The sequence below is a fragment of the Kiritimatiellia bacterium genome (assembly GCA_025054615.1).
In the GTDB taxonomy this organism is placed as follows: Bacteria; Verrucomicrobiota; Kiritimatiellia; order CAIVKH01; family CAIVKH01; genus JANWZO01.
This window is the reverse complement of sequence record JANWZO010000007.1, coordinates 1-23,683: the sequence shown is the minus strand read 5'-3', so window position 1 is coordinate 23,683 and position 23,683 is coordinate 1. Positions and strand designations below refer to the sequence as shown.

At 62.5% G+C, this 23,683-nt stretch carries 22 protein-coding genes; 10 read left to right on the top strand and 12 right to left on the bottom strand.

The window, feature by feature from the left end; translation table 11 throughout:
• Nucleotides 1-113: 113 nt before the first annotated feature.
• Complete coding sequence (sppA, locus tag NZ740_04755; GenBank protein MCS6771317.1) at nucleotides 114-1,166, top strand: signal peptide peptidase SppA; 1,053 nt, start codon at nucleotides 114-116, stop codon at nucleotides 1,164-1,166.
• 4 nt (nucleotides 1,167-1,170) lie between these two features.
• Here the strand turns inward: sppA and hisA are convergent, their stop codons facing one another.
• The 3 genes from hisA to hisB all read right to left on the bottom strand — a co-directional run bounded on the left by hisA (nucleotide 1,171) and on the right by hisB (nucleotide 3,256).
• Nucleotides 1,171-1,908, bottom strand: coding sequence for a 1-(5-phosphoribosyl)-5-[(5-phosphoribosylamino)methylideneamino]imidazole-4-carboxamide isomerase (hisA, locus tag NZ740_04750; GenBank protein MCS6771316.1), 738 nt, complete (start codon nucleotides 1,906-1,908; stop codon nucleotides 1,171-1,173).
• Nucleotides 1,905-2,534 carry an imidazole glycerol phosphate synthase subunit HisH gene (hisH, locus tag NZ740_04745; GenBank protein MCS6771315.1) on the bottom strand — a complete coding sequence of 210 codons (630 nt, stop codon included), beginning with the start codon at nucleotides 2,532-2,534 and terminating at the stop codon, nucleotides 1,905-1,907. Before hisH ends, hisA begins: the two co-directional genes overlap by 4 nt.
• 131 nt (nucleotides 2,535-2,665) lie before the next feature.
• Complete coding sequence (gene hisB, locus NZ740_04740) at nucleotides 2,666-3,256, bottom strand: imidazoleglycerol-phosphate dehydratase HisB (protein MCS6771314.1); 591 nt, start codon at nucleotides 3,254-3,256, stop codon at nucleotides 2,666-2,668.
• Nucleotides 3,257-3,345: 89 nt separating this feature from the next.
• Between hisB and NZ740_04735 the strand changes: the two genes are divergently transcribed.
• The gene (locus tag NZ740_04735) at nucleotides 3,346-3,816 is read left to right on the top strand and encodes a CYTH domain-containing protein (protein ID MCS6771313.1); all 471 of its coding nucleotides are present in this window, start codon (nucleotides 3,346-3,348) and stop codon (nucleotides 3,814-3,816) included.
• 136 nt (nucleotides 3,817-3,952) lie between these two features.
• Here the strand turns inward: NZ740_04735 and NZ740_04730 are convergent, their stop codons facing one another.
• Genes NZ740_04730 through glpK form a run of 3 tightly spaced genes read right to left on the bottom strand, consistent with a single transcriptional unit; the run spans nucleotide 3,953 to nucleotide 8,387 of the window.
• A complete protein-coding gene (locus NZ740_04730; GenBank protein MCS6771312.1) occupies nucleotides 3,953-5,281 on the bottom strand; it encodes a phosphomannomutase/phosphoglucomutase in 1,329 nt (442 codons plus the stop codon).
• Nucleotides 5,282-5,316: 35 nt separating this feature from the next.
• Nucleotides 5,317-6,942, bottom strand: a complete 1,626-nt coding sequence (locus NZ740_04725; protein MCS6771311.1) for a glycerol-3-phosphate dehydrogenase/oxidase — start codon at nucleotides 6,940-6,942, stop codon at nucleotides 5,317-5,319.
• Entirely contained in the window at nucleotides 6,879-8,387 is a 1,509-nt protein-coding gene (glpK, locus tag NZ740_04720) for a glycerol kinase GlpK (GenBank protein ID MCS6771310.1), read from the bottom strand. The genes NZ740_04725 and glpK overlap by 64 nt, the downstream gene beginning before the upstream one ends.
• A gap of 100 nt (nucleotides 8,388-8,487) precedes the next feature.
• Here glpK and NZ740_04715 point away from each other — a divergent pair, with 100 nt between their 5' ends.
• Nucleotides 8,488-10,167, top strand: a complete 1,680-nt coding sequence (locus tag NZ740_04715) for a glycosyltransferase family 39 protein (protein MCS6771309.1) — start codon at nucleotides 8,488-8,490, stop codon at nucleotides 10,165-10,167.
• A 65-nt stretch (nucleotides 10,168-10,232) separates the two neighbouring features.
• Here the strand turns inward: NZ740_04715 and kdsB are convergent, their stop codons facing one another.
• Genes kdsB through NZ740_04690 form a run of 5 tightly spaced genes read right to left on the bottom strand, consistent with a single transcriptional unit; the run spans nucleotide 10,233 to nucleotide 14,880 of the window.
• Nucleotides 10,233-10,982 carry a 3-deoxy-manno-octulosonate cytidylyltransferase gene (kdsB, locus tag NZ740_04710; protein ID MCS6771308.1) on the bottom strand — a complete coding sequence of 250 codons (750 nt, stop codon included), beginning with the start codon at nucleotides 10,980-10,982 and terminating at the stop codon, nucleotides 10,233-10,235.
• Nucleotides 10,983-10,987: 5 nt separating this feature from the next.
• The gene (gene rfaE1, locus NZ740_04705) at nucleotides 10,988-11,995 is read right to left on the bottom strand and encodes a D-glycero-beta-D-manno-heptose-7-phosphate kinase (protein ID MCS6771307.1); all 1,008 of its coding nucleotides are present in this window, start codon (nucleotides 11,993-11,995) and stop codon (nucleotides 10,988-10,990) included.
• Nucleotides 11,985-12,848: a DUF3108 domain-containing protein gene (locus NZ740_04700; protein ID MCS6771306.1), complete on the bottom strand. Its 864-nt coding sequence runs from the start codon at nucleotides 12,846-12,848 to the stop codon at nucleotides 11,985-11,987. The genes rfaE1 and NZ740_04700 overlap by 11 nt, the downstream gene beginning before the upstream one ends.
• On the bottom strand, nucleotides 12,845-13,990 hold the full coding sequence (holA, locus tag NZ740_04695) for a DNA polymerase III subunit delta (protein ID MCS6771305.1): 1,146 nt from the start codon (nucleotides 13,988-13,990) through the stop codon (nucleotides 12,845-12,847). The genes NZ740_04700 and holA overlap by 4 nt, the downstream gene beginning before the upstream one ends.
• The gene (locus tag NZ740_04690; GenBank protein ID MCS6771304.1) at nucleotides 13,984-14,880 is read right to left on the bottom strand and encodes a hypothetical protein; all 897 of its coding nucleotides are present in this window, start codon (nucleotides 14,878-14,880) and stop codon (nucleotides 13,984-13,986) included. Before NZ740_04690 ends, holA begins: the two co-directional genes overlap by 7 nt.
• A 62-nt stretch (nucleotides 14,881-14,942) precedes the next feature.
• On the opposite strand from NZ740_04690, the gene NZ740_04685 reads away from it, so the two are divergent.
• From NZ740_04685 to NZ740_04655, 7 genes are all read left to right on the top strand, one after another.
• Entirely contained in the window at nucleotides 14,943-15,422 is a 480-nt protein-coding gene (locus NZ740_04685) for an HIT domain-containing protein (protein ID MCS6771303.1), read from the top strand.
• Nucleotides 15,415-16,374 (top strand): PhoH family protein, encoded by a 960-nt coding sequence (locus tag NZ740_04680; GenBank protein ID MCS6771302.1) that lies wholly within the window; start codon nucleotides 15,415-15,417, stop codon nucleotides 16,372-16,374. Before NZ740_04685 ends, NZ740_04680 begins: the two co-directional genes overlap by 8 nt.
• Nucleotides 16,375-16,586: 212 nt before the next feature.
• Nucleotides 16,587-17,294 (top strand): glycosyltransferase family 2 protein, encoded by a 708-nt coding sequence (locus tag NZ740_04675; GenBank protein ID MCS6771301.1) that lies wholly within the window; start codon nucleotides 16,587-16,589, stop codon nucleotides 17,292-17,294.
• Between the two features lie 30 nt (nucleotides 17,295-17,324).
• The gene (locus tag NZ740_04670) at nucleotides 17,325-18,542 is read left to right on the top strand and encodes a glycosyltransferase family 4 protein (GenBank protein ID MCS6771300.1); all 1,218 of its coding nucleotides are present in this window, start codon (nucleotides 17,325-17,327) and stop codon (nucleotides 18,540-18,542) included.
• Nucleotides 18,535-20,085, top strand: a complete 1,551-nt coding sequence (locus tag NZ740_04665) for a flippase (GenBank protein ID MCS6771299.1) — start codon at nucleotides 18,535-18,537, stop codon at nucleotides 20,083-20,085. Before NZ740_04670 ends, NZ740_04665 begins: the two co-directional genes overlap by 8 nt.
• Nucleotides 20,086-20,119: 34 nt before the next feature.
• On the top strand, nucleotides 20,120-21,865 hold the full coding sequence (locus tag NZ740_04660) for a DNA topoisomerase VI subunit B (GenBank protein ID MCS6771298.1): 1,746 nt from the start codon (nucleotides 20,120-20,122) through the stop codon (nucleotides 21,863-21,865).
• Nucleotides 21,862-23,349 (top strand): PLP-dependent transferase, encoded by a 1,488-nt coding sequence (locus NZ740_04655; GenBank protein MCS6771297.1) that lies wholly within the window; start codon nucleotides 21,862-21,864, stop codon nucleotides 23,347-23,349. The genes NZ740_04660 and NZ740_04655 overlap by 4 nt, the downstream gene beginning before the upstream one ends.
• 79 nt (nucleotides 23,350-23,428) lie before the next feature.
• Here NZ740_04655 and NZ740_04650 read toward each other — a convergent pair.
• The coding region (locus NZ740_04650) for a phosphoribosylglycinamide formyltransferase (protein ID MCS6771296.1) at nucleotides 23,429-23,683 on the bottom strand (255 nt) is incomplete at its 5' end.

Sequence of the window (23,683 nt, the reverse complement as noted above, 5' to 3'; positions counted from 1 at the left end):
GTCTTGTAGCGCAGTGCCGCGCAACCAATCAAGCCGGACTGTCGGGGCTGCGCGCGCCTTCGTCTCCAGCAGTGGCTTGAAATTCCAGGTGTTCCCGCTTAACGATTGACCCCATGAACGCGCACCCCCCTCCCCTGCCACATCCGCCCCCGACGAATCGCAGGTCATCTCGAATCGGTTGTTGGGTCGCCGGAATCCTGGGGCTGCTGCTGCTCGTGGCGGGCTTGATTGCCATTTTGAGTTTGGCCTCCGCACTGGAGCAGAAGATTGCACTGCGCAATCCCATCCACGACCGGGCGGTGGACGAATTCCCCGCTCTGAAGGAGATCTGGTCCTACGGCAATGGCGAGACAAAGGTCGCACGCATCGCGGTCGAGGGGCTGATCCTCCGCGAAGTGGAAGACGGGTTGTTCGGACCGACGTTGAATATGGTCGACTCGGTCCTCGCGCAAATTCGCGCAGCCAAGGCGGATCCGGATGTTAGAGCGATCCTCCTCGAGGTGGACTCCCCTGGAGGCGGCATCACCGCGAGCGACGAAATCTACCGAGCCCTGGTGGATTTCCGCGAAAGCGGAACAAATCGTGTTGTTGTGATCTTCATGCGCGACCTGGCCGCATCGGGCGGCTACTACATTTCCATGGCCGGCGACTGGCTCATCGCACAGCCGACCACTGTCCTCGGATCCATCGGCGTGATCATGCAGACCGTCAACATCAAGGGCTTGAGTGAAAAACTCGGAATCCGGGACGTGACCATCAAATCCGGGCCCAACAAGGACCTGCTCAATCCGTTCGAGGAGGTCGACCCGGCCCAGCGTCGGCTGGTTCAGGAAATGATCGATGACATGTTCGAACACTTTCTCGGGATCGTCGCGCAAAATCGGTCCCGAATCCCCGCCGACCAGCTCCGAACTCTAGCGGATGGCCGTCTATTTGTGGCGCCCCGCGCACTCGAGCTGGGCTTGGTGGACCAGATCGGATACTGGGAAGACGTGATGGCTAAAACCGCCGAACTGCTTGGCGTGCCCGAAATCAAGGTCATCCGGTATGAGGAGCCTCTTCACCTGTGGGGCTGGCTGATGAGCGTCCGCAAACCGATCCATCCAACGGCATGGATTCGGGAGCTGATGGCAAGTCCGAAATTCCTTTACCTCTGGGCGCCCTGATTCGTCAGCGGGTCGAGGCCGCCTTATTGAGCGCTGCAACCGTCACGCGGCCCTCGTAAAGCGCCTTCCCAACGATAGCGCCAACAAGGTTGGCGCGGCCCAGTGCCTTGAGGGACAACACATCCGCGACGGAGCTGATGCCGCCGGACGCAATGACGCGCGCCTTTACGGCCATGCAGATTTCATCCACCGCCAGCGTATTCGTTCCCCGCAGCGTGCCGTCCACCGCCGTATCGGTAGTGATGATCGTCTGAGCACCCAGTTCATCCGCCCGCCTGGCCAGCTCGACGGCGCGGACGTTCGTGGTCTCCGTCCATCCTTTGATCTGGACCAGCCCGCCGCGGGCATCGATGCCGATGGCAATTTTTTTGCCATATCGTTCGATCAGTTTTCGCACCTCGTCCGGCGCGGCCCAAGCCCGGGTCCCGATGACTACGCGGGAAGCGCCAGCGTCGAGCAGCCGGGCGACATCTTCATCGGTCCGAAGCCCACCGCCCACCTGCACCGGAATCGTCACCGCCCGGATAATCCGCGCAATGATCTCATGCTGGACTGAGCGCCCCTCAAACGCGCCATCCAGATCGACCACGTGCAGCGCCTTGGCCCCTTCGCTCTCCCAATGTTTCGCCATGCCGACCGGGTCGTTGCTGTACACCGTCGCGTGATCCGAGCGGCCCTGCATCAGCCGGACGCAGTGCCCTGCCCGAATGTCAATCGCGGGATAAATGATGAATACGTTCATCGAGGCGCCGTCCTCTCATAGGCCCAGTCCGCAAAATTTTGCAACAGCGCGAGACCGACCTTCTGGCTTTTTTCGGGGTGAAATTGGATCGCGAGGACATTGTCCCGCCACACGGCCGCCGCGAAGGGCCCGCCATAGTCCGCAACTCCCGCCACTTCGTCCCCGCCGGCCTCCGCGCGGTAGGAGTGGACAAAATAGAAATACGATTCGTCGGGAATCCCTGCGAACAAGGGGCAATCCGGCTTTACCTGCCGAACACTGTTCCAGCCGATCTGAGGCACCTTGAGGTCCGGCCGCTCCGGAAAACGCCGCACCACGCCTCGGAAAATGCCCAAACCAGGAACGCCCGGGGACTCCTCGCTGCCCTCGTAGAGCGCTTGAAGCCCCACGCAAATGCCGAGAAATGGCCGGCCCTCCATAATCCAGGACCGAACTGGCCCCTCGAATCCCCGCGCGCGCAGTTTGGCGAGACAGTCGCCGAATGCGCCGACACCTGGCAGGACCATTGCCGAAATACCTCGCAGCGCTGAGGGCTCCGCCACAACCCGTGCGGGAATTTCGAGAAACCGAAAGGCGTTTGTCACGCTGCCGAGGTTTCCAGCCTCGTAGTCCAGAATGCCAATCACCGCTGGGTCCTCCCCGCGCATGCTCCGACGGAGTAATTTCCATTGTATGGAAAAAATTTTTTCGAAGTTTCCATGCTATGGAAATTTCATCCCATACAAAAAACGACCTCGCGCCTCCCTCTCGCCACGCTTCAGAGCCGGCCCTTGCTCGAGGGAACACCTTTTACACGTGGGTTGAGGGTCACCGCCTGCAAGAGGGCTCTCGCCACCCCTTTGAAGACGCTCTCGAGCGCGTGATGCGGCTCCTGACCGTAAAGCTGGGCAATATGTAGGTTCATCCGGCCCTGCGTGGCAAAGGCCCGAAAAAATTCCTCCATTAGATCCACGTCAAAATCCCGAATTTTCCGCTTCTTCGTGGCGAGCGAGTAGACCAGATACGGCCGTCCGCCGAGGTCGATCGCGACCTGGCAGAGCGATTCGTCCATCGGCACAAGACTCCATCCGTAGCGGTTGATGCCGGCTCGATCGCCTAAAGCCCGGTCGAGCGCCTCTCCAAGCGCAAGGCCGACGTCCTCGACCGTGTGGTGGTAATCCACCTCCAGGTCGCCTTTCGCCTCGATGCGGAGGTCGATCAACGAATGCTTGGCCAGCAGGTCCAGCATGTGGTCGAGGAACGGAATGCCTGTTTGGTTCTTGGCGCGCCCCTCGCCGTCCAAATCCAGCTCGACGAGGATGTCAGTCTCCCGGGTCTTGCGCGCGATTTGCGCCGTGCGTTTTTTCATAGCGGCTGATAGTATGCGGAGCTGGAAAAATTGGAAGACGCAACGAGGCGTTCCCTCAGCCTCCGTCTTTTTTTCTCCCGCTTGCCGGCATGAAACAAGAAATCGAGCGAAAATTCCTCGTCCGCAGCCCGTCGTGGCGGGCCGCCGCGATTTCCGCCGTCCGGATCCTCCAAGGGTATTTGTGCGGCGATCCGGATCGCACGGTCCGCGTTCGGATGGCGGGAGCCTCGGCATGGATCACGATCAAGGGACGCAGCCACGGCGCGGCGCGCGCGGAGTTCGAATATCCGATCCCTGTCGAGGAGGCCCGCTTCTTGCTCGAGCATATCTGTTTGCCCGGCCGGATTGAAAAGACTCGCCATGTCGTTCCCTGCGGCGGGCTCCTGTTCGAGGTCGATGAATTCCACGGCGAGAATGTCGGTCTGATCCTCGCCGAAGTGGAACTGCCGGCAACGGAAACGGAGATCGAGCGGCCAGAGTGGCTGGGCGAGGAGGTGACCGGCGACGAACGATTTTATAACGCCTACCTCGCGCGCCATCCCTACTCGACCTGGAAATAGCGCGCCACGGGAAAGTGTTTGCCATCGGGCGCACCCAGCGGGCCGGCTGTGCCGGGCAAAAGGGTACCTTCCGGCGACTCACCTGCGTTTCCGAGCCGGCCGAAGCCGGGACTTCTTAGAGCCTCGCGCCGCCCGATCAGGCGCGGATGATCGCGAGGACCTCGTCCCTCCGCCGTTGCATCTCGTCCGGTGTCTTCGCCTCGAGATTCAGGCGCACCAGAGGCTCCGTGTTTGATGCTCGAACATTGAACCACCACGTGTCGAACTCGACGGAAAGCCCGTCCAGTTCGATCACGCGCCCGTGCGCGCCGTATTTTTCACGGAGGCGAGTCAGCACGGCCTGCGTGTCGCTCACTTTCGAATTGATTTCGCCGCTGGCATAATACCGCCGAATCGGCCGGATCAGTTCGGAGAGGGGCCGGTCCGAGTGGGAGATCAGGTTGCAAACGTAGATCGCCGCCAGCGCCGAGCTCTCGGTGTAAAAGTTTTCCTTGAAGTAATAGTGCCCCGACAGTTCCCCCGCAAAGACGGCATCGACCTCGCGCATCTGCTGTTTGATAAATGCATGCCCTACGCGAGACATCATGGGGCGACCACCGTGTTCCTGGATCACTTCTTTGACCGCCCAACTAGAGCGAAGGTCGTAAAAGATCGGAGAACCTGGCGCATTCCGGAGCATCTCCTGCGCGATGAGCGCCGTAATCATGTCGCTGGACACGACCCGGCCCGTCTCGTCCATGAAGCCGACCCGATCGGCATCTCCGTCAAAATACAAGGCGACGTCATAGCGGGATGTTTGAATCTTGTGGCGCAAGGGTTCCCACGTTTCCTCGTGGAGCGGGTTGGCCTCGTGGTTGGGGAAGGTGCCGTCCAGTGTGTCAAACAACGGGTCGATCGAGAGGTTGGGCAGGCCCTGCAACACGCGGCCTTCGAGGATGCCCATGCCGTTCGCGTAATCGATTGCAACGCGGAGCGGGCGCTTGAAATTAGCAAAGGAACGGATGCGCTCGACGTAAGCCGGGATGATGTCATAGGTGCTGAGCGAGCCGCGGCGGGAAGGCGCCGGAAACTGGCCCGAGGCGACGATTTTTTCGAGTTCCTTGATGCCCGTCGCGCCGCTGATCGGAATCGCCTTTTCGCGGCAAAGCTTGAAGCCGTTCCACTCGCCAGGATTGTGCGAGGCCGTGATCATGATGCTCGCATCCGCTCCGAGCTTCCCATTGGCATAATAAGACATCGGGGTCGAGACGAGTCCGAGGTCGATGACATCCGCACCCTGCTCCATCAACCCCTCAGCCAGCGCGCGGAACAGCGGTTCCGAATGCGGCCGCATGTCGCGCCCGACGATCACCGTTTTGCAACGCAGGAAGGTTACAAATGCCCGGCCGATCTTTCTCGCGATTTCATCGGTCAGAGTTTCCCCATAGATGCCGCGAATGTCGTAGGCTTTGAAAATGCTTGCCATCCGATACCTCCTTTTGGTGATGCGTCGACCGCCTTTTAGGATGGAAGGTATCGTTGAACGATTTTTTTGAATTCTTCAAGTTGTGAATCCACCCAGGAACGCGGTCTGGTAAGCATTTCGGCGAGCTGTTCCGCGACGGCGGGCGCGGCCTCGAGGGCGGCCCGGGCATCCAGAAACAGCGCCCGCGTACGACGGGCCAGCACATCCTCCACCGTGCGGGCCATTTCGCGCTGCACCGCCCACAAAACCTGTGAGAAACAGTAGGGCAGCCGCGGGTGGATGGGCGCCGCGAGATTTTGTTGGGCCGATTCCAACTTTTCGATCTCCGAAGACTCCGTTCCGTAGTCCGCAAGCCGACCTGGTTCGGGCGCCATGGCTGGCGCGCCCAAAAGGGGAATATCGGCGGAGGCGGGCTCCCGCTTGGGCAGGCCGGCTGATTCGGCCGCCCGCGTCACGACGTCCTCGCCCATCCGTCGGTAGGTGGTCCATTTCCCTCCCACGATCGTCACCAGCCCGGACGGCGAGACTTCGATGTAATGTTCCCGCGACAGCGCGGCCGTCGGCGCGCCTTTTCGCGACCCGAAAAGCGGGCGGAGGCCGGCGAACATGCTCAGCACGTCATCGCGGGTCGGCGCGCGGGCGAGATAGCGCGCCGCGTGGCGGAGGAGGTAATCGACCTCCTCGTCCAGCGGGACCGGCTCGAGTACGGCGCGGCGAACCGGCGTATCGGTCGTGCCAATCAACGCACGCCCTTTCCACGGCACGGCAAAAAGCACCCGGCCGTCCTCGGTGTGTGGCACCATGATCGCGTCATCGCCGGGCAGGAACGACCGGTCGAGAACGAGGTGCACGCCCTGGCTGGGCGACGCCAGCGGCTGCGCGCCGCGGCAGTCCAACCGGCGGATGCGGTCCGCAAAAACGCCCGTCGCGTTGATGACGACCCGGGCGCGGATTTCGTACACTGGCTTGGCAGGATCCTCTTCATCTCGCACCACGGCGCCGCAAATGCGGCCGCGGCGTTTGAGCAGACGAATCGCGCGAGCATAATTTAGCGGCACTCCGCCGAGGGCGTGGAGCGTCCGCGCCAGCACAATTGCAAGGCGGGCGTCGTCAAATTGCGCGTCGTGGTAAACCACGCCCCCGAGCAGACCCTCTGCGCGAACTGTCGGAATGCGGGCCAGCGTCTCGCGCTTCGAAAGTCGGCGGGATGGCGCAAGGCCAAGATCGCCCGCCAGAGCATCATAGAGTTTGAAACCGAACCCGTAAAAGGGCCCCTCCCACCATGCGTAGAGCGGCACGACGAATCCGAGGTCGCGCACCAGATGTGGCGCGAGACGCCGCAGCAGGCCTCGCTCGTGCAGCGCCTCCCTGACAAGGGCAATGTTGCCTTGGCGCAGGTAGCGGACGCCCCCGTGAATGAGTTTGGTGCTCCGGCTCGAGGTGCCCTTCGCAAAGTCGTGCTGTTCCACGAGAACCGTGGCATAGCCGCGGGCGGCAGCATCGACCGCGGCGCCCAACCCCGCGGCGCCGCCGCCAATTACGAGGACATCCCATTCCGTCGGCTCGCCGCGAATCCGGCGAATCGCCTCCTCCCGATTCACTGCCCGACCCCGCCGCCTGCCCGCGCCCATCCCAGCGAACGCCGAACAGCCTCGGCCCATCGCTCCCGCGCCCTACGAGATGCCGCGGCAGGCTGCAGGGGGCGGAACCGGCGATCCAACGCCCAGATCCGTTCCAGTTCCTGCAGATTGCGCCAAAATCCAACTGCCAACGCCGCCAGCATCGCCGCGCCGAGCGCCGTCGTTTCACGAACGGCCGGCCGAACGACGGGCACCCGCGCCAGATCCGCCTGGATTTGCATCAGCAGGTTGTTCTCCGATGCACCGCCATCCACCCGCACCTCGCGAAGGGTCAACCGCGCATCTCTCCGCATTGCATCCAGCACATCTGCCGATTGGTGCGCGATGGCTTCGAGCGTCGCGCGCGCGAGATGCGCAGCCGAGGTTCCTCTCGTGATGCCCACCACCGTCCCGCGCGCATACGGATCCCAGTAGGGCGCTCCCAGACCGGTAAATGCAGGCACTAGGACGACGCCGCCCGAATCGGGCACGCTCGCCGCCAGCGGCTCGATGTCGGCTGACCGCTGAATGAGCCGCAGACCATCACGCAACCATTGGACTGCGGCGCCCCCAATAAACACACTGCCCTCGAGCGCGTAGGTCATCTCGCCCTTCAATCGCCAGGCGACCGTGGTGAGCAGCCGGTTGCGCGAAAACACGGGCCGGGTCCCGGTGTTCATCAGCATGAACAAGCCGGTGCCATACGTGTTTTTCACGAGGCCCGGCCGAATCCCCAACTGGCCGAACAACGCCGCCTGCTGGTCGCCGGCGATGCCCGCAATCGGGATTTCGGCGCCAAACCACCGCTTGGAAACGACCCCCACGACCTCGCTCGAATCCCGCACGGCAGGAAGCATCGGGGCCGGCACGCCGAAAAGGCGCAAGAGCGCAGCATCCCACCGACCTGTGCGGATGTTGAACAGCAGCGTCCGGCTGGCGTTCGACGCGTCAGTCACATGCAATCCGCCTTCGGTCAACTGGTGAACCAGCCAAGAATCGACCGTGCCAAACGCCACGCGTCCATTTTCCGCGTCGCGGCGCAATTTTTTCGAGTGGTCCAGCATCCATGTGACCTTGGTGGCCGAGAAATACGGGTCAAGTCTCAGGCCTGTCTTCCGCGCAATGGACGGCTCCAACCCACGACGGCGGAGACGTTCACACAGTTCGGCCGTCCGCCGGTCCTGCCAAACGATGGCGCGATGAACCGGTCGCCCGCTAGAGCGGTCCCAGAGGATCGCGGTCTCGCGCTGGTTGGTGACGCCGATCGCTGCAATATCTCGCGGGTTCAGTCCAGCCTCGCGAATCGCCCTTTTGGCGCAATCCAGTTGCGATTCCCAAATGTCCATGGCGTCGTGCTCGACCCAGCCCGGCTGGGGGTAGTGTTGGGGAAATTCGCGCTGCGACGCGCCGATCACTCGGCCCGACTTGTCGAAGAGTATGGCTCGAGAACTCGTCGTCCCTTGATCCAGCGCCAAAACCGCCTTCATCGCTCATCCTCCTGGCCGGAGTCTGTCATAAGCGCGGCCGGCGCGCGATGCTCTTTTGCGCGGACTTGCCATCGAGGGGCCTGCGATTGACGATTCCTTCATGACGACCGTTCGTCGTTCCGTGAAATTGATCGCGGTTGCGTCCGCCGTGTTAGCTGCAGCCGTGCGGTGCTTATATTTTGCGGACTTCGCTGAGTCCTCTCTCGCCAACCCTGGCGCCGGCGGCCATGACCGAGCCCTCTATCACAGGGCCGCGCAGGAACCTTTTTTTCCGGACCGCGCTTTCGACCACATGCCGCTCTACCCGTGGGCGCTGCGCCTTATTTATCTCGCGACAGGACCCCGAGCGGAAAACGCCGCGTATTTCGGCATCGCGTGTGACGCGGCGACCGCCGCGCTCATCGCGCTGACGGCCGCGCGGCTCGGTGCGATCCCGCCCGTGGCCGCCCTCGCGAGCCTGCTTTACGCCATGTATCCCGTCGCAATTGCGTACTCGGTTCAGACCATGCCCAACACGCTGAACGCATTCGCCACGGCCCTCTTCGCCTGGATCTCGCTCCGCTTCAAACGCCAACGCACGGCGAGCTGGCTGGGTCTCGGGCTGCTGGCGGGAACATCCGCGCTCGGCTGGGCAGCCTGGCTTTTGATGGCGCCCGCGTGGGCGCTGGCCGAGGCGCTCTCGGCGCGGGAGCGGAGCATTCCATTGCGCCATCTCCTGGCGTTCGCTCTCGCATTCGCCGGCCCGATCGCGGTTGTTGCCGTTCACAACGCGCGCATCGAAGGGCAGTTCGTCGGACTCACCACGCATAGCGGCTTCAATTTCTACATGGGGAACCACGAGCGAGCCACCGGCCACCCGGTTCGGGTCCGAAACTTTCGAATGACCGCTGGGGCCCTCCTCGAGGACGCTCACCGCGCTGCGGAGGAGGCTGTCGGACGCAAGCTGTCTCGCGCGGAAAGTTCCGCGTGGTGGAGTGAACAGGCGATGAAATTTTGGCGAGAACGGCCGGCAGACGCGCTGCGTTTGGCGCTGCGCAAAGCTGTCCTCGTGTTCCATGGCGTGGATGTAGACGACTTGCGACTCGTCGAACTGTCGCAACTGCTGGTGGGCTGGTTCGAAAGCCGCTGGTGGCCCAGTTTCGCCTGGATCGGCTGGGCAGGACTGGTCGGCCTGGCTTGCGCCCGCGGAGCCGGGCCGCTCCGGTCGCTGGCCGCCGCCGGTGTGTTGAGCCTCGTTGCCATGTTCATCACGGCCAGGTATCGGCTCGCGCTTGCGCCTCTTTTCCTCGGGCTGGGCGCGGCCGGCCTTCGCCGCATTACCGACGATTTCCGCGCAGGGCGACCCCGACTTTCCATCGTGTTAGCGCTCGCCGCGCTGGGAATCGTCTTCTGGCCATTTCAGATCCCTGACCAACGCCCGACCGACTACGCGAATGCGGCCGTCCATCTGATGCAGGCCAACCGGGCGGAGGAGGCGTTGCGCATGACCGATCGCGGGCTGGCCATACGCCCGAATTTCGCACCACTCCTCCATGCCCGCGGCGAGGCGCTGTTCCGGCTGGGCGCCTACCGCGAGGCCGCTGCGTCGTTCGCGGCCGTTTTAGAGGTCGAGCCGACACACCCGCTTGCGGCCTACAATTTCGCATTGAGTTTGGCGCGGGCCGGCGACGTTCGGGCCGCTCGTGACACGCTCCGCGCGGCAGCGGCCCGCCGTCCCCTTAGCGAATCCGCCGCGAAGCTCCTTGCCGAATTGGAAGCAAGTCTGAGCGCCGCCGAATAAACGCTGATTACTGCGGCGCCATTGCCGCAGCCCGTCTCTCGGCGCGTGTTCGGCGCTCGTGTTCGTCAGGCCTGAGCGCGGAGGGCCGCCTCGGCGCGCGGAATGTCGTCGGGCGTGTCGACCCCCAGTCCGACATGTTCGGTCGCGAGGACACCTATGCGCCCACCGATGTAGAGAGCTCGCAGTTGCTCGAGCTTCTCTGCCAGTTCCAGCTCGCACGGCGGGGTCGCGACCAAGCGTTCGAGAAAATCGCGGCGGTAGGCATATACCCCAAGGTGCCGGCGATGCAACCCGCGCGAAAGGATCTGAGCCGGGTCGACCGTATCGCGCACATGGGGAATCGGTTCTCGCGAGAAATACAAGGCACAACCGCAAGCATCCACGACCACCTTGACGACGGCAGGGTTTCGAAGATCCCCTTCCGACCGGATCGGTGTTGCCGCAGTCGCCATATCCCAATCGGAATTTTGAGCGAGCGAGTCGGCCAGGCTGTCGATCAATCCCGGATCGATTAGTGGCTCGTCCCCCTGGATATTCACCACGATATCGAGATCGAGATGCCGGACTGCTTCGGCAATGCGGTCCGTGCCGGATGGGTGGTCAGGACGGGTCATCACGCATTCCCCCCCGAACGCGCGGACGGTCTCGACGATTCGAGGATCATCCGTCGCGATCCGCACCGTTTCGCCATGTCGGCTTTGGCGAGCGCGCTCCCAAACCCATTGGATCAAGGGTTTGCCGCAGAGCTGAATCAGGGGTTTCCCAGGCAATCGCGAGGAGCCGTATCGGGCGGGGATGACGATGGCGACCCGCATGGCGATTATCCGCGGGCGAGGTACTCGAGCAGCTCCTCGCGCGAACATGTCGCAGTCCCGAGCTTCCCTACGACGACGCCGGCGGCGTAATTAGCGAGCTCCGCGGCGGCACGCGCGTCGGCGCCGGCCGCCAAGGCCAGCATGCATGTGGCGATCACCGTGTCGCCCGCGCCGCTCAAGTCAAAGACTTCTCTTGCTCGAGTCGGGACGTGATACGGCTTTTTGCCGCGTTCGGCCAGCAGTAACCCCTGGGCGCCGAGCGTGATCAGCAACAGGGCTGGTTTCCATTTTTCCATCAGCCTGTTCGCCACCTCCAGGAGCGCGACATCTTCCGTAGGATTATTCCTCGGGCCCGGATCCGGCAGTCCGGCATGCGCGAAGGCTTCCTTCCGGTTGGGCTTGGCGAGGGCAAGTCCATCAAATCGGAGCTGATAGTTTTCCTTGGGATCAAGGCCCACCGGAACGCCTCGCCGTTGGGCCTCGGCCATGACGGCATCCACGACGGGTTGAGTAAGAACCCCCTTTCCGTAATCTTCAAAAATCACAGCCGTCACGCCTTCAAAGGCGTGCTCGATTTTTCGGGCCAGTTCCCGGTGCTGCCGATCATTCAAACGGGCCGGTTTTTCCCAGTCGACGCGGACAACCTGTTGCCGTTCGGCAATCACCCGCGTCTTGACGGTCGTGGGGTGGCCCGGAAGCCGCAACACCGCTCGGGTTTCGATTCCGGCGCTCTGCAGAAGTCGTTCCAGAGCAGCGCCGTGCGCGTCGCGCCCCATCACGCCGGCAACGGCGGCCGCGCCGCCGAGCGCGCGGACGTTCGCCGCGACGTTGCAGGCCCCGCCGGGCACGCTGTGCTCGCGGGCAACCAGCAACACGGGCACCGGCGCCTCCGGCGAAATACGGCTGACGTGCCCATGAATGTAGTGGTCCAACATCAGGTCGCCGACCACGAGGACTTTCTGATGCGAGAACCGAGCGGTAATGGCGCGTGCGCGAGAAACGCTAATCGACATGGGCCAGATCCTCAGTCTCCGGGCGGCGCGCATCTCCCCCCGCCCCATCCTCGGCCCATTTCGATCCTCCCTGCACCCAGAAGTCGTTGCCAGGGCCGCGTACCTGATACAGGTTGACATGCACGTTCGCCACCGGCACCGACGCCTGGATCCGCGTCGCGACTCGCCGCGCGTCTTGCGACACCCAGAGTGTCATCCTGCCCTTCCTTACGAACAGCCCCTGGAATGCAGCCTCCGGCACGATCCGAATGCTCTTGACCTTCCCGTATTTCGGCATGGACAGGGTCTCAACGGGACCGGCTTTGATGAACAGGTCGTAAATTTTTTCATCCGCCATCACCCGAAAACTGGCCTCTTCGCCCGGCAGGAATTCGCGCTGGCGCATGAAATACATGAAGGTCACGATATCCCTGGTGTCAGGTTCGATATCAAATTCTTTCGTGATGTTCTTTCGACGGTTCGTCCAATACGCCTTGCCGGCAGCGTGGTCGAAAACCGTGACCTCGTCGGCCCGATAGCGCCCCTCGCTCAACCGTTTTTCGAAGCGCACGGGAAGAAAGGAATGCGGCTCAATAACCGCTTCGATCGTGTCATCCACAGGATAGATGCGGTCCAGAAACGAATTGCTGCGGGTCCGATACCGAATGCGCAGCAAGGTTCTTCCGTCTTCCTCGATCCATTCCGTGGTCACGTGCGAATCGCCGACATAGATAACTCCCCAGTAAATGCGATAATGCAGTTCCTCGCCCACCTCGAACCAAAGCTGAGGACGTCCCGTCTCGGCCAACCCGGAGGCCGGCAGCAGAAACGACAGAGCCCAAATCGCTATCGTGATGGAGAGGGTCGCTCTCATTTGGAAATGATTTTGACCAGAGCCATTTCCAACAGCAAGTCGGGTGGCGTGGGCGTGCGGACCATCGCCTCGTGCGTTTCGAGCAGGATACGTTGCGCCTCCAGCAGCTCTGCTCGCTTATAGCGCCGCGCCTGAATTGCCAGCCGGCCCGCGCGGAAGGGATTCATTTGCGCCGGCTGCATTTTCTCGGGCAGGTCGCCGAAGACAGCCTCCGCAGGGCCGGCCCCCCGCCATGCCGCCCGGGGCCACGCGTCGCTGCCGCCAACCTCCATCCACCCCTGATCAAGGGCCGTGCGAATGATGAGGAGCTCACTGATTCGCGATTGCAGGCCCATGATGAGCAGGAATTCCTCCTCGCCTTGGAACAACAACTGGCGCAGCGTCTCGAGGGAGCGTTCCAAATTCCTGTCGCCCACTGCATCCGCCAGATCCCATGCGGCCGCTTCGCGCGCGGCGGAGATGATGCGCCGGACGTCCTCGTCCGTGACCCGATGCTCCTCCCCTTTGTAGCAGCGCAGCTTTTCGAGTTCGACGGCCAGTCGCCGCGTGTCTGGTCCAATCTTGCCATACAGCGCCGCAACCGCGGCGTGGGTGAGGTCCAGGCCGAGTCCAGTTGCGATCTCCCGAATCCGCTCGCAGACGTATTCCTCCTGCTCGCGCGGCCTGTCAGGGATCTCGAACTCTCGCACGTCACCATACACTTCGCAGGCCTTGAAAAACGCTGAGCGCCGATCGACCGACAGCGCAGTGACCAGCAGGCGATTGCCCGGACAAAAGCCCGATTTGATCAGATCAGCGAGCGCGGCGACCTCCGCTTTGACCGCCGATGAGCGTCCCACGCGGTTGTCCTGGAAGAACGTCGCATCGCGCAGCCACACCAGACGCGAAGTGCTGAAAAGCCCCACCGTCTCCAGCCCGCTGCGCACGCGCCGAATCGCTGCAACGGCTTCCTCTGCATTTTCCGCGCGGCCGTCGACCGTCTCCAGCTCGGTGTCCCGCAGTTCGCGAGGGACCAACGAATCGACGAGCTGAACGGCGCTACGGGCAACGCATTCCTCGTCGTTCCCAAAAAACAACCAGATGGCGTTTTCCTCCGCCCGTTTCGGAGGCGCGACCGCCAGCGATTTTTTGCCTTTCACCATGTATGAGCCTGCTGAAGGGCGAGGCGGACCTCGCGTTCCAGATCGACCGGCCGCGGCGGCGCCCCGTGGGAAAATTCCTCGAGCGCCTGGCGCCAATCGCGACCGCCTGCTACCGCGCGGATGAAATCGGGCATTCGATGTGTCCCGATTCGATCTTCAATCGCCCGCACCAGTTCGACCGACGCGCGGTAGAAGACTTTTGCCGATTCACTGTCCGCCGGCAAGTTCGTCCGCGCGGTCAGGAGATCGAGCGGCTCCCATTTCTCGTCGGAAAGCGCAGGGACCATTACCGCCGCCCGGATCCCCCGGGCCGTAAAATAGCTTCGCGCAATCAATTTGCCCCAATAACCGGCAAGTCCTTCATCTAGCCACAGAGGCACTCGGTTGCCGTATGCGGCGCTGATGGCCCAATGGACGGTTTCATGCGCAATCCGATCGATGCAAGCCGCATCAGATGCGTCGCCCTTGAGAAGAATTTCCCCGTTCAGGTGGATCGCCAGGCTGTCGCCTCGAAACCCTTCTGCAAAGCTCCACTCTTCCCACGCCCCGGCGGAAGGGACGAGGATCACCCGCAACGGAGCCGTTAGGGAAGACAGGCCCAGGCGCCGGACCGCTTCGGCTGCCGCAAAGTCGGCCGCATCCGCCAACTGGGCGGCCAGCGTGCGCTCAGGCGCCTGGGCTACGGCCGCCCGTCCGGTCACCGCTTCAAAAGAAGCGCCCGACGCGAGGAGGATCCGCCGCGCCGAGGGGGAAAGCTCCGGCTCCCATCCCTGCTCTTCAGCGGTCTCTCGGAGCAGAAGCGTCCCCACAAGACCAGACAGCAGGGCGGCGGCCACGAACACCGCGCGAAGTCCAGGCAACCGGCCCGGCATCTTGACTGCAGGAGCCACGTCGATAGACTGCAGGGAATGCTCGATTCCGTCAAATGTGCCCGGATCGGGAAGCCGCGCCCATGAGCAATATTTGGGCGCCCTGGCGCATCGAATACATCCTGGCCCCCAAAGACGGGGAATGTTTTCTGTGCCGCAAATTCGCCGAGACGGAAGACGCGCGCAACCATCTCCTCTTCCGGGGTCGAACGTGCTCCATTGTGATGAACCGATACCCGTACACCGGCGGCCACCTGATGATCTGCCCGATCCGGCATGTCGCGGAACTGGGGGACCTTACCCGCGAGGAGCGTATCGAATTGATGGACCTGACGGCCAGGAGCCTTGAGGTGCTTCGCGCGGTCATGAAGCCGGATGGCTTCAACATCGGCTTCAACATTGGGAAGGCAGCCGGCGCCGGCCTCCGCGATCACCTGCACCAACACGTGGTCCCTCGCTGGGTGGGCGACACCAACATCATGCCGGTTCTGGCGGATGTCACCGTCATCCCGCAAGCCCTCGACGACCTCTACAGGCGCCTCAAACCGCATTTCGATGGCTGATCGCGTTCTTCATTTCGACAATGCCCGCGAAGTCCAGGAGCTGCTCGGACGCCGTGGCGAACTTCTTGGGAAACTCGAGCCCGCATTCGGTGTGCGGCTTGCCTCGCGCGATCTGTGGCTGAAGGTCGAAGGTCCCGAAGAGGCCGTCGAACGGGTCTGCCGGCTGATCGACATCCTGCGCGTGGCGCGCCAGTCGGGTGTCACCTTGCGGGAGCCCGGCATCGCGTATGCCGTGCAGGCATTCCTCGATGGCCGCGAGGCTGAACTCGAGCGGCTCTACTCCGCGCGCATCGAGGTCGCCGATGGCAAACCGCCAATCTACCCGCGCACCTTCGGCCAGCTTCGTTATCTCGAAGCAATCCGCAACTACGATTTTGTGTTCGGCCTCGGCCCCGCGGGCACGGGCAAAACCTATCTCGCCATGGCGATGGCGGTGGCCGACCTAACCCGCGGCGAGGTCAGCCGCATCATTCTGACCCGCCCGGCGGTCGAGGCCGGCGAAAGCCTCGGGTTCCTCCCCGGGGATCTGCAACAAAAGGTCTTCCCTTATCTGAGACCCCTGTACGATGCGCTCTACGACATGATGAGCCCCGATCGGATCGAACGATATTCGGAACGCGGTGTGATCGAGGTCGCCCCGCTCGCTTATATGCGCGGCCGCACGCTAAACCACGCGTTCGTGATTCTCGACGAGGCGCAAAACACCACGGAGGAGCAGATGCTGATGTTCCTCACCCGGCTCGGCTTCGATTCCAAATGCGTGATCACCGGCGATCTAACGCAGGTCGACCTCCCCGCCCACAAATCGTCGGGCCTGCTTGAGGCGCAACGGACGCTCCGAAACGTCGACGGCATCGCGATCATCGAACTGACCGAAGCGGACGTCGTCCGCCATCCCCTTGTGCAAAAGATCATCCAGGCCTACCGGGCCGACCGCGCAGCGAAAGGCTGACCTGCACCCCCGATAAGCCGGAAGCCTAGATCAACCCCGGCCGGCCCCAAATTTCCATGGAATGGAAAAAAAGTTCGCCGCGATTTCCATGCCATGGAAATTTCTCGGAATGGATTTCTCATCTTTTAGGGGCGGCAAACCATCCGACTCCGGCCGCTTAGGCCTGAACGACGCGCCTTGACGCCTGCTTGCCACTCTGCCTTGATCGAGTCATGCGCTACTCGATTGTCATTCCCGTATTTAACGAGGAAGACAATGTGCTTCCGCTCGCCGAGGAGTGCGCCGCGCTAGCCGACCGCGCCGGTCCATTCGAAGTCCTCTTCGTGGATGATGGAAGCCGCGATCGAACCTGGGACCGGATCACTGAGGCGGCACGAAAATATCCTTTCATCCGCGGTATTCGTTCGGAGCAAAACCGCGGGCAATCGGCGGCCATGCTACTGGGGCTTTCCCGCGCAAAAGGCGAAATCCTCGTGACGATCGACGGGGACCGCCAGAACAATCCGGCAGACATCCCGCGGTTGGTCGAGCGGGTCGGGCCGGTCGACGTCGTCGTCGGTTACCGGGCGAAACGGCGCGACACCTGGTCCCGGCGGGTGGGTTCGCGAATCGGGAACGCCATCCGCAATCTCGTGACGCGGGACGGGCTGCGCGATACGGGCTGCAGCCTGAAAGCCTTCAAGCGCGAGTGCCGCGAGGACCTGCCGCCCGTCAATGGCGTCCACCGCTTCATGGGGGCGTACTTCCGGCTTCACGGCCGCTCAATTGAGGAAATCCCGGTGGATCATCGCCCGCGGCCGGCGGGACGGTCGAAATACACGAACTTGTCGAGGCTGCCGCGCACCACCTTCGATTTGATCGGTTTCATGTGGTACCGGGCTCGGCGGCTTCCGCCGTTGACGGTAGATCGTGAAATATAATCGCGGCGAGTGGCCGCCGCACTGCAAACAATGAATGGACAGCAGGGTCGTGAGCCATCGGTTTGCCTCTTGACCGGCAGTTTTTTTCCTCGCGTCGGCGGGGGAGAAACCCATGCCCGGCTCCTGGCCCGTGAATTGCTCGCGCTGGGAACGCCCGTCTGGGTGTTGACGCGGCGGCACGAACGGACGCTGCCGGCAATCGATGAGGTGGATGGCGTGCGCGTGCGGCGGATCGGGCCCTCAGGCGCGCCGAGGTGGGGCAAATACCTGATGCTGCCAGGCGCGATCGCCACGCTGATTCGCGAACGCAACCACTTCGATGTGATTTACGTCTGCGGACTTCGCGTGCTCGGGCTTGCGGGCGTGATCGCCGCACTCCTGTTGCGCAAGCGCGTCATCCTGAGGTCCGAGGCTTGCGGCGAATGGTCCGGCGCCTTCCTCTTTGCCGGCGCTGCCGTTCCGCGCAAACTCCCCTGGCCCGCCCGACTCGCGATCGGCGCGCGAAATGCCCTGTACTTGCGCGCCGACCGGTTTCTCGCCATCTCAAGGGTGATCGAGCAGGAATATATCGAGGGGGGAATCCCGCCCGCGAAAATCCTTCGCATCCCGAACGGAATTGAGTTCCGGAATTTCACGCCACCTGCGCCGCAAGAGCGCGAGACGCTCCGAAAAACCCTTGGCGTAGAGAACAAGTTTGTCTTCGCCTATTCGGGAAAGCTGAACCGCGGGAAAGGGCTCGAGCGGCTGCTGCGCGTATTTGGCGAACTGGCCGCGCAGTATCCTCAAATTCATTTGTTGCTGATCGGTGCGGGCGGCAGCCAATTTCTCTCCTGTGAGGAGGAACTGCGCCGCTTCACCGCAGAGCATAAACTCGAACCCCGCGTCACCTTCACGGGGTATACCGACCGTGTAGCGGACTACCTCAAAGCCTCCGACGCCTTCGTGTTTCCCTCGGAGAGCGAAGCGCACCCCCTCGCGCTGATTGAAGCCATGGCCTGCGGACTACCAGCCTTCGCCTCCAATGTGGGCGGCATTCCCGATATCATTACCGACGGCAAGGACGGCAGATTGCTGCCGCCCTATGATGAGGCGGCATGGCGCACCGCGATGGCCGACGCCCTCCTGCAGCCAGAAGCCTCGCGTCGCCTGGGCCTGGCCGCGGCCGAATCTGTTCGCGCCCGCTACGCCATCCGGGAAATCGCACGGCAGCATCAGGAGGCCTTTCGGAGTCTAATCAACCGTGGATAACGGGACGACATCGGTGCGGCGCCGCCAGTTGGCCCGACACACCGTATGGAACTTGATCGGCCTGTGCGCGCCGATGCTGATCGCCCTGGTGGCTATCCCTCTTTTGATTCGGGGGCTTGGCAACGAGCGATTCGGCCTGCTGTCGCTGATTTGGATGGTGGTGGGTTATTTCAGCATCTTCGATCTTGGCCTCGGTCGAGCGCTGACCCGTACTGTCGCGGAGAAGCTCGAGCACGCGCCCGCGGAGGTGCCGGCGGCCTTCTGGACCGCGATGATGATGATGCTGGGGCTCGGGGCGGCGGCAGGCGCGCTGGTCTACGCGGCGTCGCCCTGGCTGGTGGAGGACGTGCTCACGATTGACCCTCCCCTCCAACCGGAATCGCTGCGATCGTTTCGCTCGGTGGCCCTGGCGCTTCCGCTGTTGGTCACGGTCACCGGCCTGATCGGCGCGCTAGAAGCCTGCCGGAAATTTCCGCTCATCAACCTGATTCGCATGCCGATGGGCGCATATACGTTTGCAGGGCCGTTGCTCGTGTTGCCTTTCCGGCAGGACCTGCTCGCCGTCGTCTGGGTGCTCCTCGCCGGCCGAATCGTGGAATGGCTCCTGTACTTCGCTGCCTGTCTTCGGTACGTGCCTGGCGTCCGTTCCGCCTGGGCGTTTGATCGGCAGGGCGCCCCCCGGCTTCTTTCCTTCGGCGGCTGGATGACGGTGTCAAACATCGTGCAGCCGTTGATGGTCCACATCGATCGCTTTTTGATCGGAGCGATCCGCGCCGTGTCGGACGTGGCGTTTTATGCGACGTCTGCGGAAATCGTTGTGAAACTTTTAATTTTTCCCCGCGCTTGGGTCTCGGTCTTGTTTCCGGCATTTGCGGCGGAATATCGTTCGGATCCGGCCGGAACAGGCGGGCTGATGGCTCAAAGCGTCCGCCTGCTCCTGGCGCTAATGTTTCCAGCCACGTTGATTCTGGTTGCCTTCGCCCCCGAAGGACTGGCGCTGTGGCTGGGGCCGGAATATGGGCTGCGGAGCGCGCCGGTTATGCGATGGTTGGCAGCGGGCATTTTGCTGCACTCCCTCGCGTTTGTGCCCGCCTCGTTCCTGCAGGGCATCGGGCGCCCGGACCTTACAGCCAAGCTGCACGCGGTCGAACTGCCGATCTACCTGGCGTTGGCCGGCCTGCTGATCCACGGTTTCGGGATCGAGGGGGCCGCTGCGACCTGGCTTTTGCGAGCCGCCGCGGAATTCGGCGCGACGGCCTGGCTCGCCGGCGCTCGCGCCCGCGGATGCGGGCGGGAATTCTGTCGGATTGGCGCAGCGGCCGCGTTGTGCCTTGCAGCATTGGCACTGGTGACCGTACCCGACTCGTTGTGGATGAAACTAGCGGTCGTCTTTCTCCTGCTGCTCGGCTTCTCCGCGTGTTTCTGGTTCCTGGTGTTCACCGAAAGCGACCGCCGCGTGATCCAGAAGCGACTTCCGTTCCGGCCCGGCCCGAAGCCGGATCGCCCGGAAGCAGGTCCTGCCGATAGATCGCTTTTGAAGTGAAAACCCGCCCGTTTCCCACTACGTTTCCGAGCCGATGAAACGTGAGGACCAGTCAGGCTCGTCGCCGTCTCGGACGAGGCGTACCGCGAATCCTCCGGCCCCCGAGACGGCCGAATCGATGGCGGCTCGCCAGCGGGACATTTCCGTTTCCGAATTTTTTCTGAAAAACCGCCATCTGCTCGGCTTTGACTCTCCCCGCCGGGCTCTGCTGACGGCCGTAAAAGAAGCAGTGGATAACTCACTGGACGCTTGTGAGGAGGCGGGGATTTTCCCCGAGATATTGGTCGAGGTCGATCAGCTCGCCGACAACCGGTTTCGAGTGACAGTGACGGACAATGGTCCGGGCATCGTCAAACAGCAGATTCCGAAAATTTTCGCGAAGTTGCTGTACGGGTCCAAATTCCATCGCTTGCGCATGTCGCGCGGCCAGCAGGGTATCGGCATCAGCGCCGCAGGCATGTATGGACAACTGACCACCGGATCCGCCGTGCAGATTCTTTCCAAGATTCGGTCGGGCAAACTGGCCCATCGGATGGCGGTGCAAATCGATACAAGGGCCAACAAGCCGGTGATCCTGTCCGACGAGACCACCGAATGGAGGCCGGCCTTTCAAGACGTCGACGCCGAAGGGAACCCGGCCGGGGAAATGCGCGTGTACGAGCATGGCACGTCAGTCTCCATCGAAATGGAAGCCCAGTACCAGCGCGGCAAGCAATCGGTCGACGAATTTCTCAAGCAATGCGCGATCGTCAACCCACACCTGACGTTGCACTATCGATTGACGCTCAAGCCGAAAGCGGATCCCGCCCGGCCGGACGCTGGCGCCAGCCCGCAGCGCACCGTGCTGACGTATCGGCGCGCGGTTGACGAGCTACCGAAAATCCCGCGCGAAATCATGCCTCACCCGCACGGCGTCGAACTGGGCCTTTTGATGCAGATGTTGAAAGACACGGAAGCCCGAACGCTGCGCTCGGCGCTGGCCTCGGATTTCTCGCGCGTCAGTGAGCAAACCGCGTTGCAAATCTGCCAGCGTGCAGGACTCGATCCCCGGACGAACCCTGCGCGGATCCCGCCGCACGAGGTCCAGGCCTTATACAAGGCGATCCAAGAGACGAAACTGATGCGGCCGCCAACGGATTGCCTGTCTCCCATCGGCGAGGCACAGATCCTCGCCGGTTTGCAGAAAGAAATCGAGGCGGACTTTTACACAGCGGTGACACGGGAACCGGCCGTCTACCGGGGCAATCCATTCCAGATCGAGGCAGGTCTGGCTTATGCGCGGCCCGGGGAATCGGATCCCCATGGCGAGTTTGGGCACGAGGAGCCGATTCGCCTCCTGAGGTTTGCCAACCGGGTCCCGCTGCTCTATCAGCCTGGCGCTTGTGCCATTACAAAGGCGGTGGTCGGGGTCAATTGGAAATCCTATGGCCTCAACCAACCCAAGGGTGCGCTGCCGCTTGGCCCGGTCGTTCTCATCGTCCACATGGCGAGCGTTTGGGTCCCCTTCACCAGCGAAAGCAAAGACGCAATCGCCTCTTACGACGAAATCCTGTCAGAAATGACCTTGGCCCTTCAGGAGTGCGGGCGCCGGCTGGCTGTTTTTCTGAAGCGCCGCCAGAGGGACCTCGAAGCCGCGCGTAAACGCAGCTATATCGAAACCTACATTCCCCATCTCGCGCTCGGTCTTCAGGAAATTCTAAAGATGTCTGATGCGGAAAAGGCGCGAGTGGAGGCGGAGTTGAAGCGAATGTTGGAACGGACCCATCTCGAAACGCGATGAATTCGCCACGCGATTTGCTCCGATTTCCCCTTTGCCGCCCGGAAGACCTGGGCGCCCCCATGCCCGACCTGCCGCACGCCAATTCCGTCTGCCTGCCAACCTGGCAGGATGTCATCGACTACGAGGAGAAAAGGCCTCGGGTGATTGACAAACTGAAGGCGGGCTATCCGCGTTTCGTCATTCCGCCAGCCTGCCGTACCCTTTTTCTCGAGGCGAAGAGGGAAGTTTGCGCCGAGGGCGAAGACTGCCACCTGTACCGCGCAGAGCAGGCGGCTTTACGCTGCGCCCATCAGGTCGGTCGCTGGAGCGGTTCTGCAGTAAAGGTCAAACCATGGCGCGGGGTGTTCGCTGTGGTGTTTCCGCTCGAGGCCACGACGTGGGCGCTCAAATATTGGCGCCATACAGGAGAGGGCCTTTCATCCCGCCAGGCGCAGGCCCTTCTTGAGGGGGAATCCGAACCGCCGAGCGATGCGGCGGAAAGAATCATCCGCGAGCGAATCGCCCGCGCCCTTGGTGTTCGAGAGAGCGATGTTCGACTGTTCTCCTGCGGAATGTCCGCTATCTACACGCTCTTCCGCGTTGTGCAGCGGATGGCCCCCGGGCGGTGTATCGTGCAATTCGGATTTCCCTACGTCGACACGCTTAAAATCATCCAGGATTTTGGGTCGCCCCATCTGTTCCTCCCACGAGCCGACGCGACTGACGTCGCGCAGCTGGCAGAGGAATGTCAAGGCGAGGCGCCAGCGGCCCTCTTTTGTGAGTTTCCCTCGAACCCCGTCCTGATCAGCACAGACCTCGAAGCCCTTCGCCGCATCGCCGATCGACATCGATTCCCCATCATCATCGATGACACCATCGCGATGTGGACGAATGTCGACCTGCTTCGGACCGCAGATGTGCTCGTGACCAGCCTCACCAAGTGGTTCACCGGCCGGGGCGACGTGATGCTCGGTTCGTTGGTGATCAACCCCGCGAGCGCTTTTGCGCCTCTTCTCCGCGAATTGCTTGAGGAAGAGGCCGACGATGTGATCTGGGGCGGCTCCGTGGTGGTGGCCGAAGACCTCTCCCGCGATGCCGACCAGCGAATCCGGAAATCCAGCGAATCCGCTCTCCGCCTCGCCGATTGGCTGAGGAATCACCCAGCGGTCGAGACGGTCTATTACCCGGCGTTCCAAGATCGGGATCGGTTTGACCGCTTCCGCCGGCCGAACGAAGGATTTGGCGGCCTCTTCTCATTCGTTTTGCGCGATCCGGCGCGCACGAGCGCCCGCTTTTACAATGCCGTCGAACTCTGCAAAGGGCCGAATTTGGGAACCACATTCACCTTGTGTTGCCCGTTTACGCTACTCGCACACTACGACGAACTGGACTGGGCGGAAGCCTGCGGCGTATCGCGATGGCTGCTGCGAATCTCCGTCGGACAGGAAGAGCCTGCCGACCTCATCGACCGGCTTGACCGCGCTCTGGCCGTGGCAACCGGCTAAACTGAATTGGACAGCAGACATCGGCAGTCGCCTTCCTACTTAGATAGAATTTTTCTGCCGACAGAAATCGGAAGTTGTCTCAGGAATTTGGAGATTCGCTCTGGACGTCAGCCGGGCGAACAAATACGCGGCGGCCTTCGATACGGAGCCGATCATCGGCTAACCAGGAGAGCGCCTCCGGGTAGGCTTCGCGTTCCAACTCCTGGATCCGGGCGTGTAGCCGTTCGGGCGTATCATCGTCGTACACTGGAACCGTCTTCTGCAGGATGATGGGGCCGGTATCCATGCCTTCATCGACAAAGTGAACGGTGCAGCCAGTTACTCTGACTCCGTA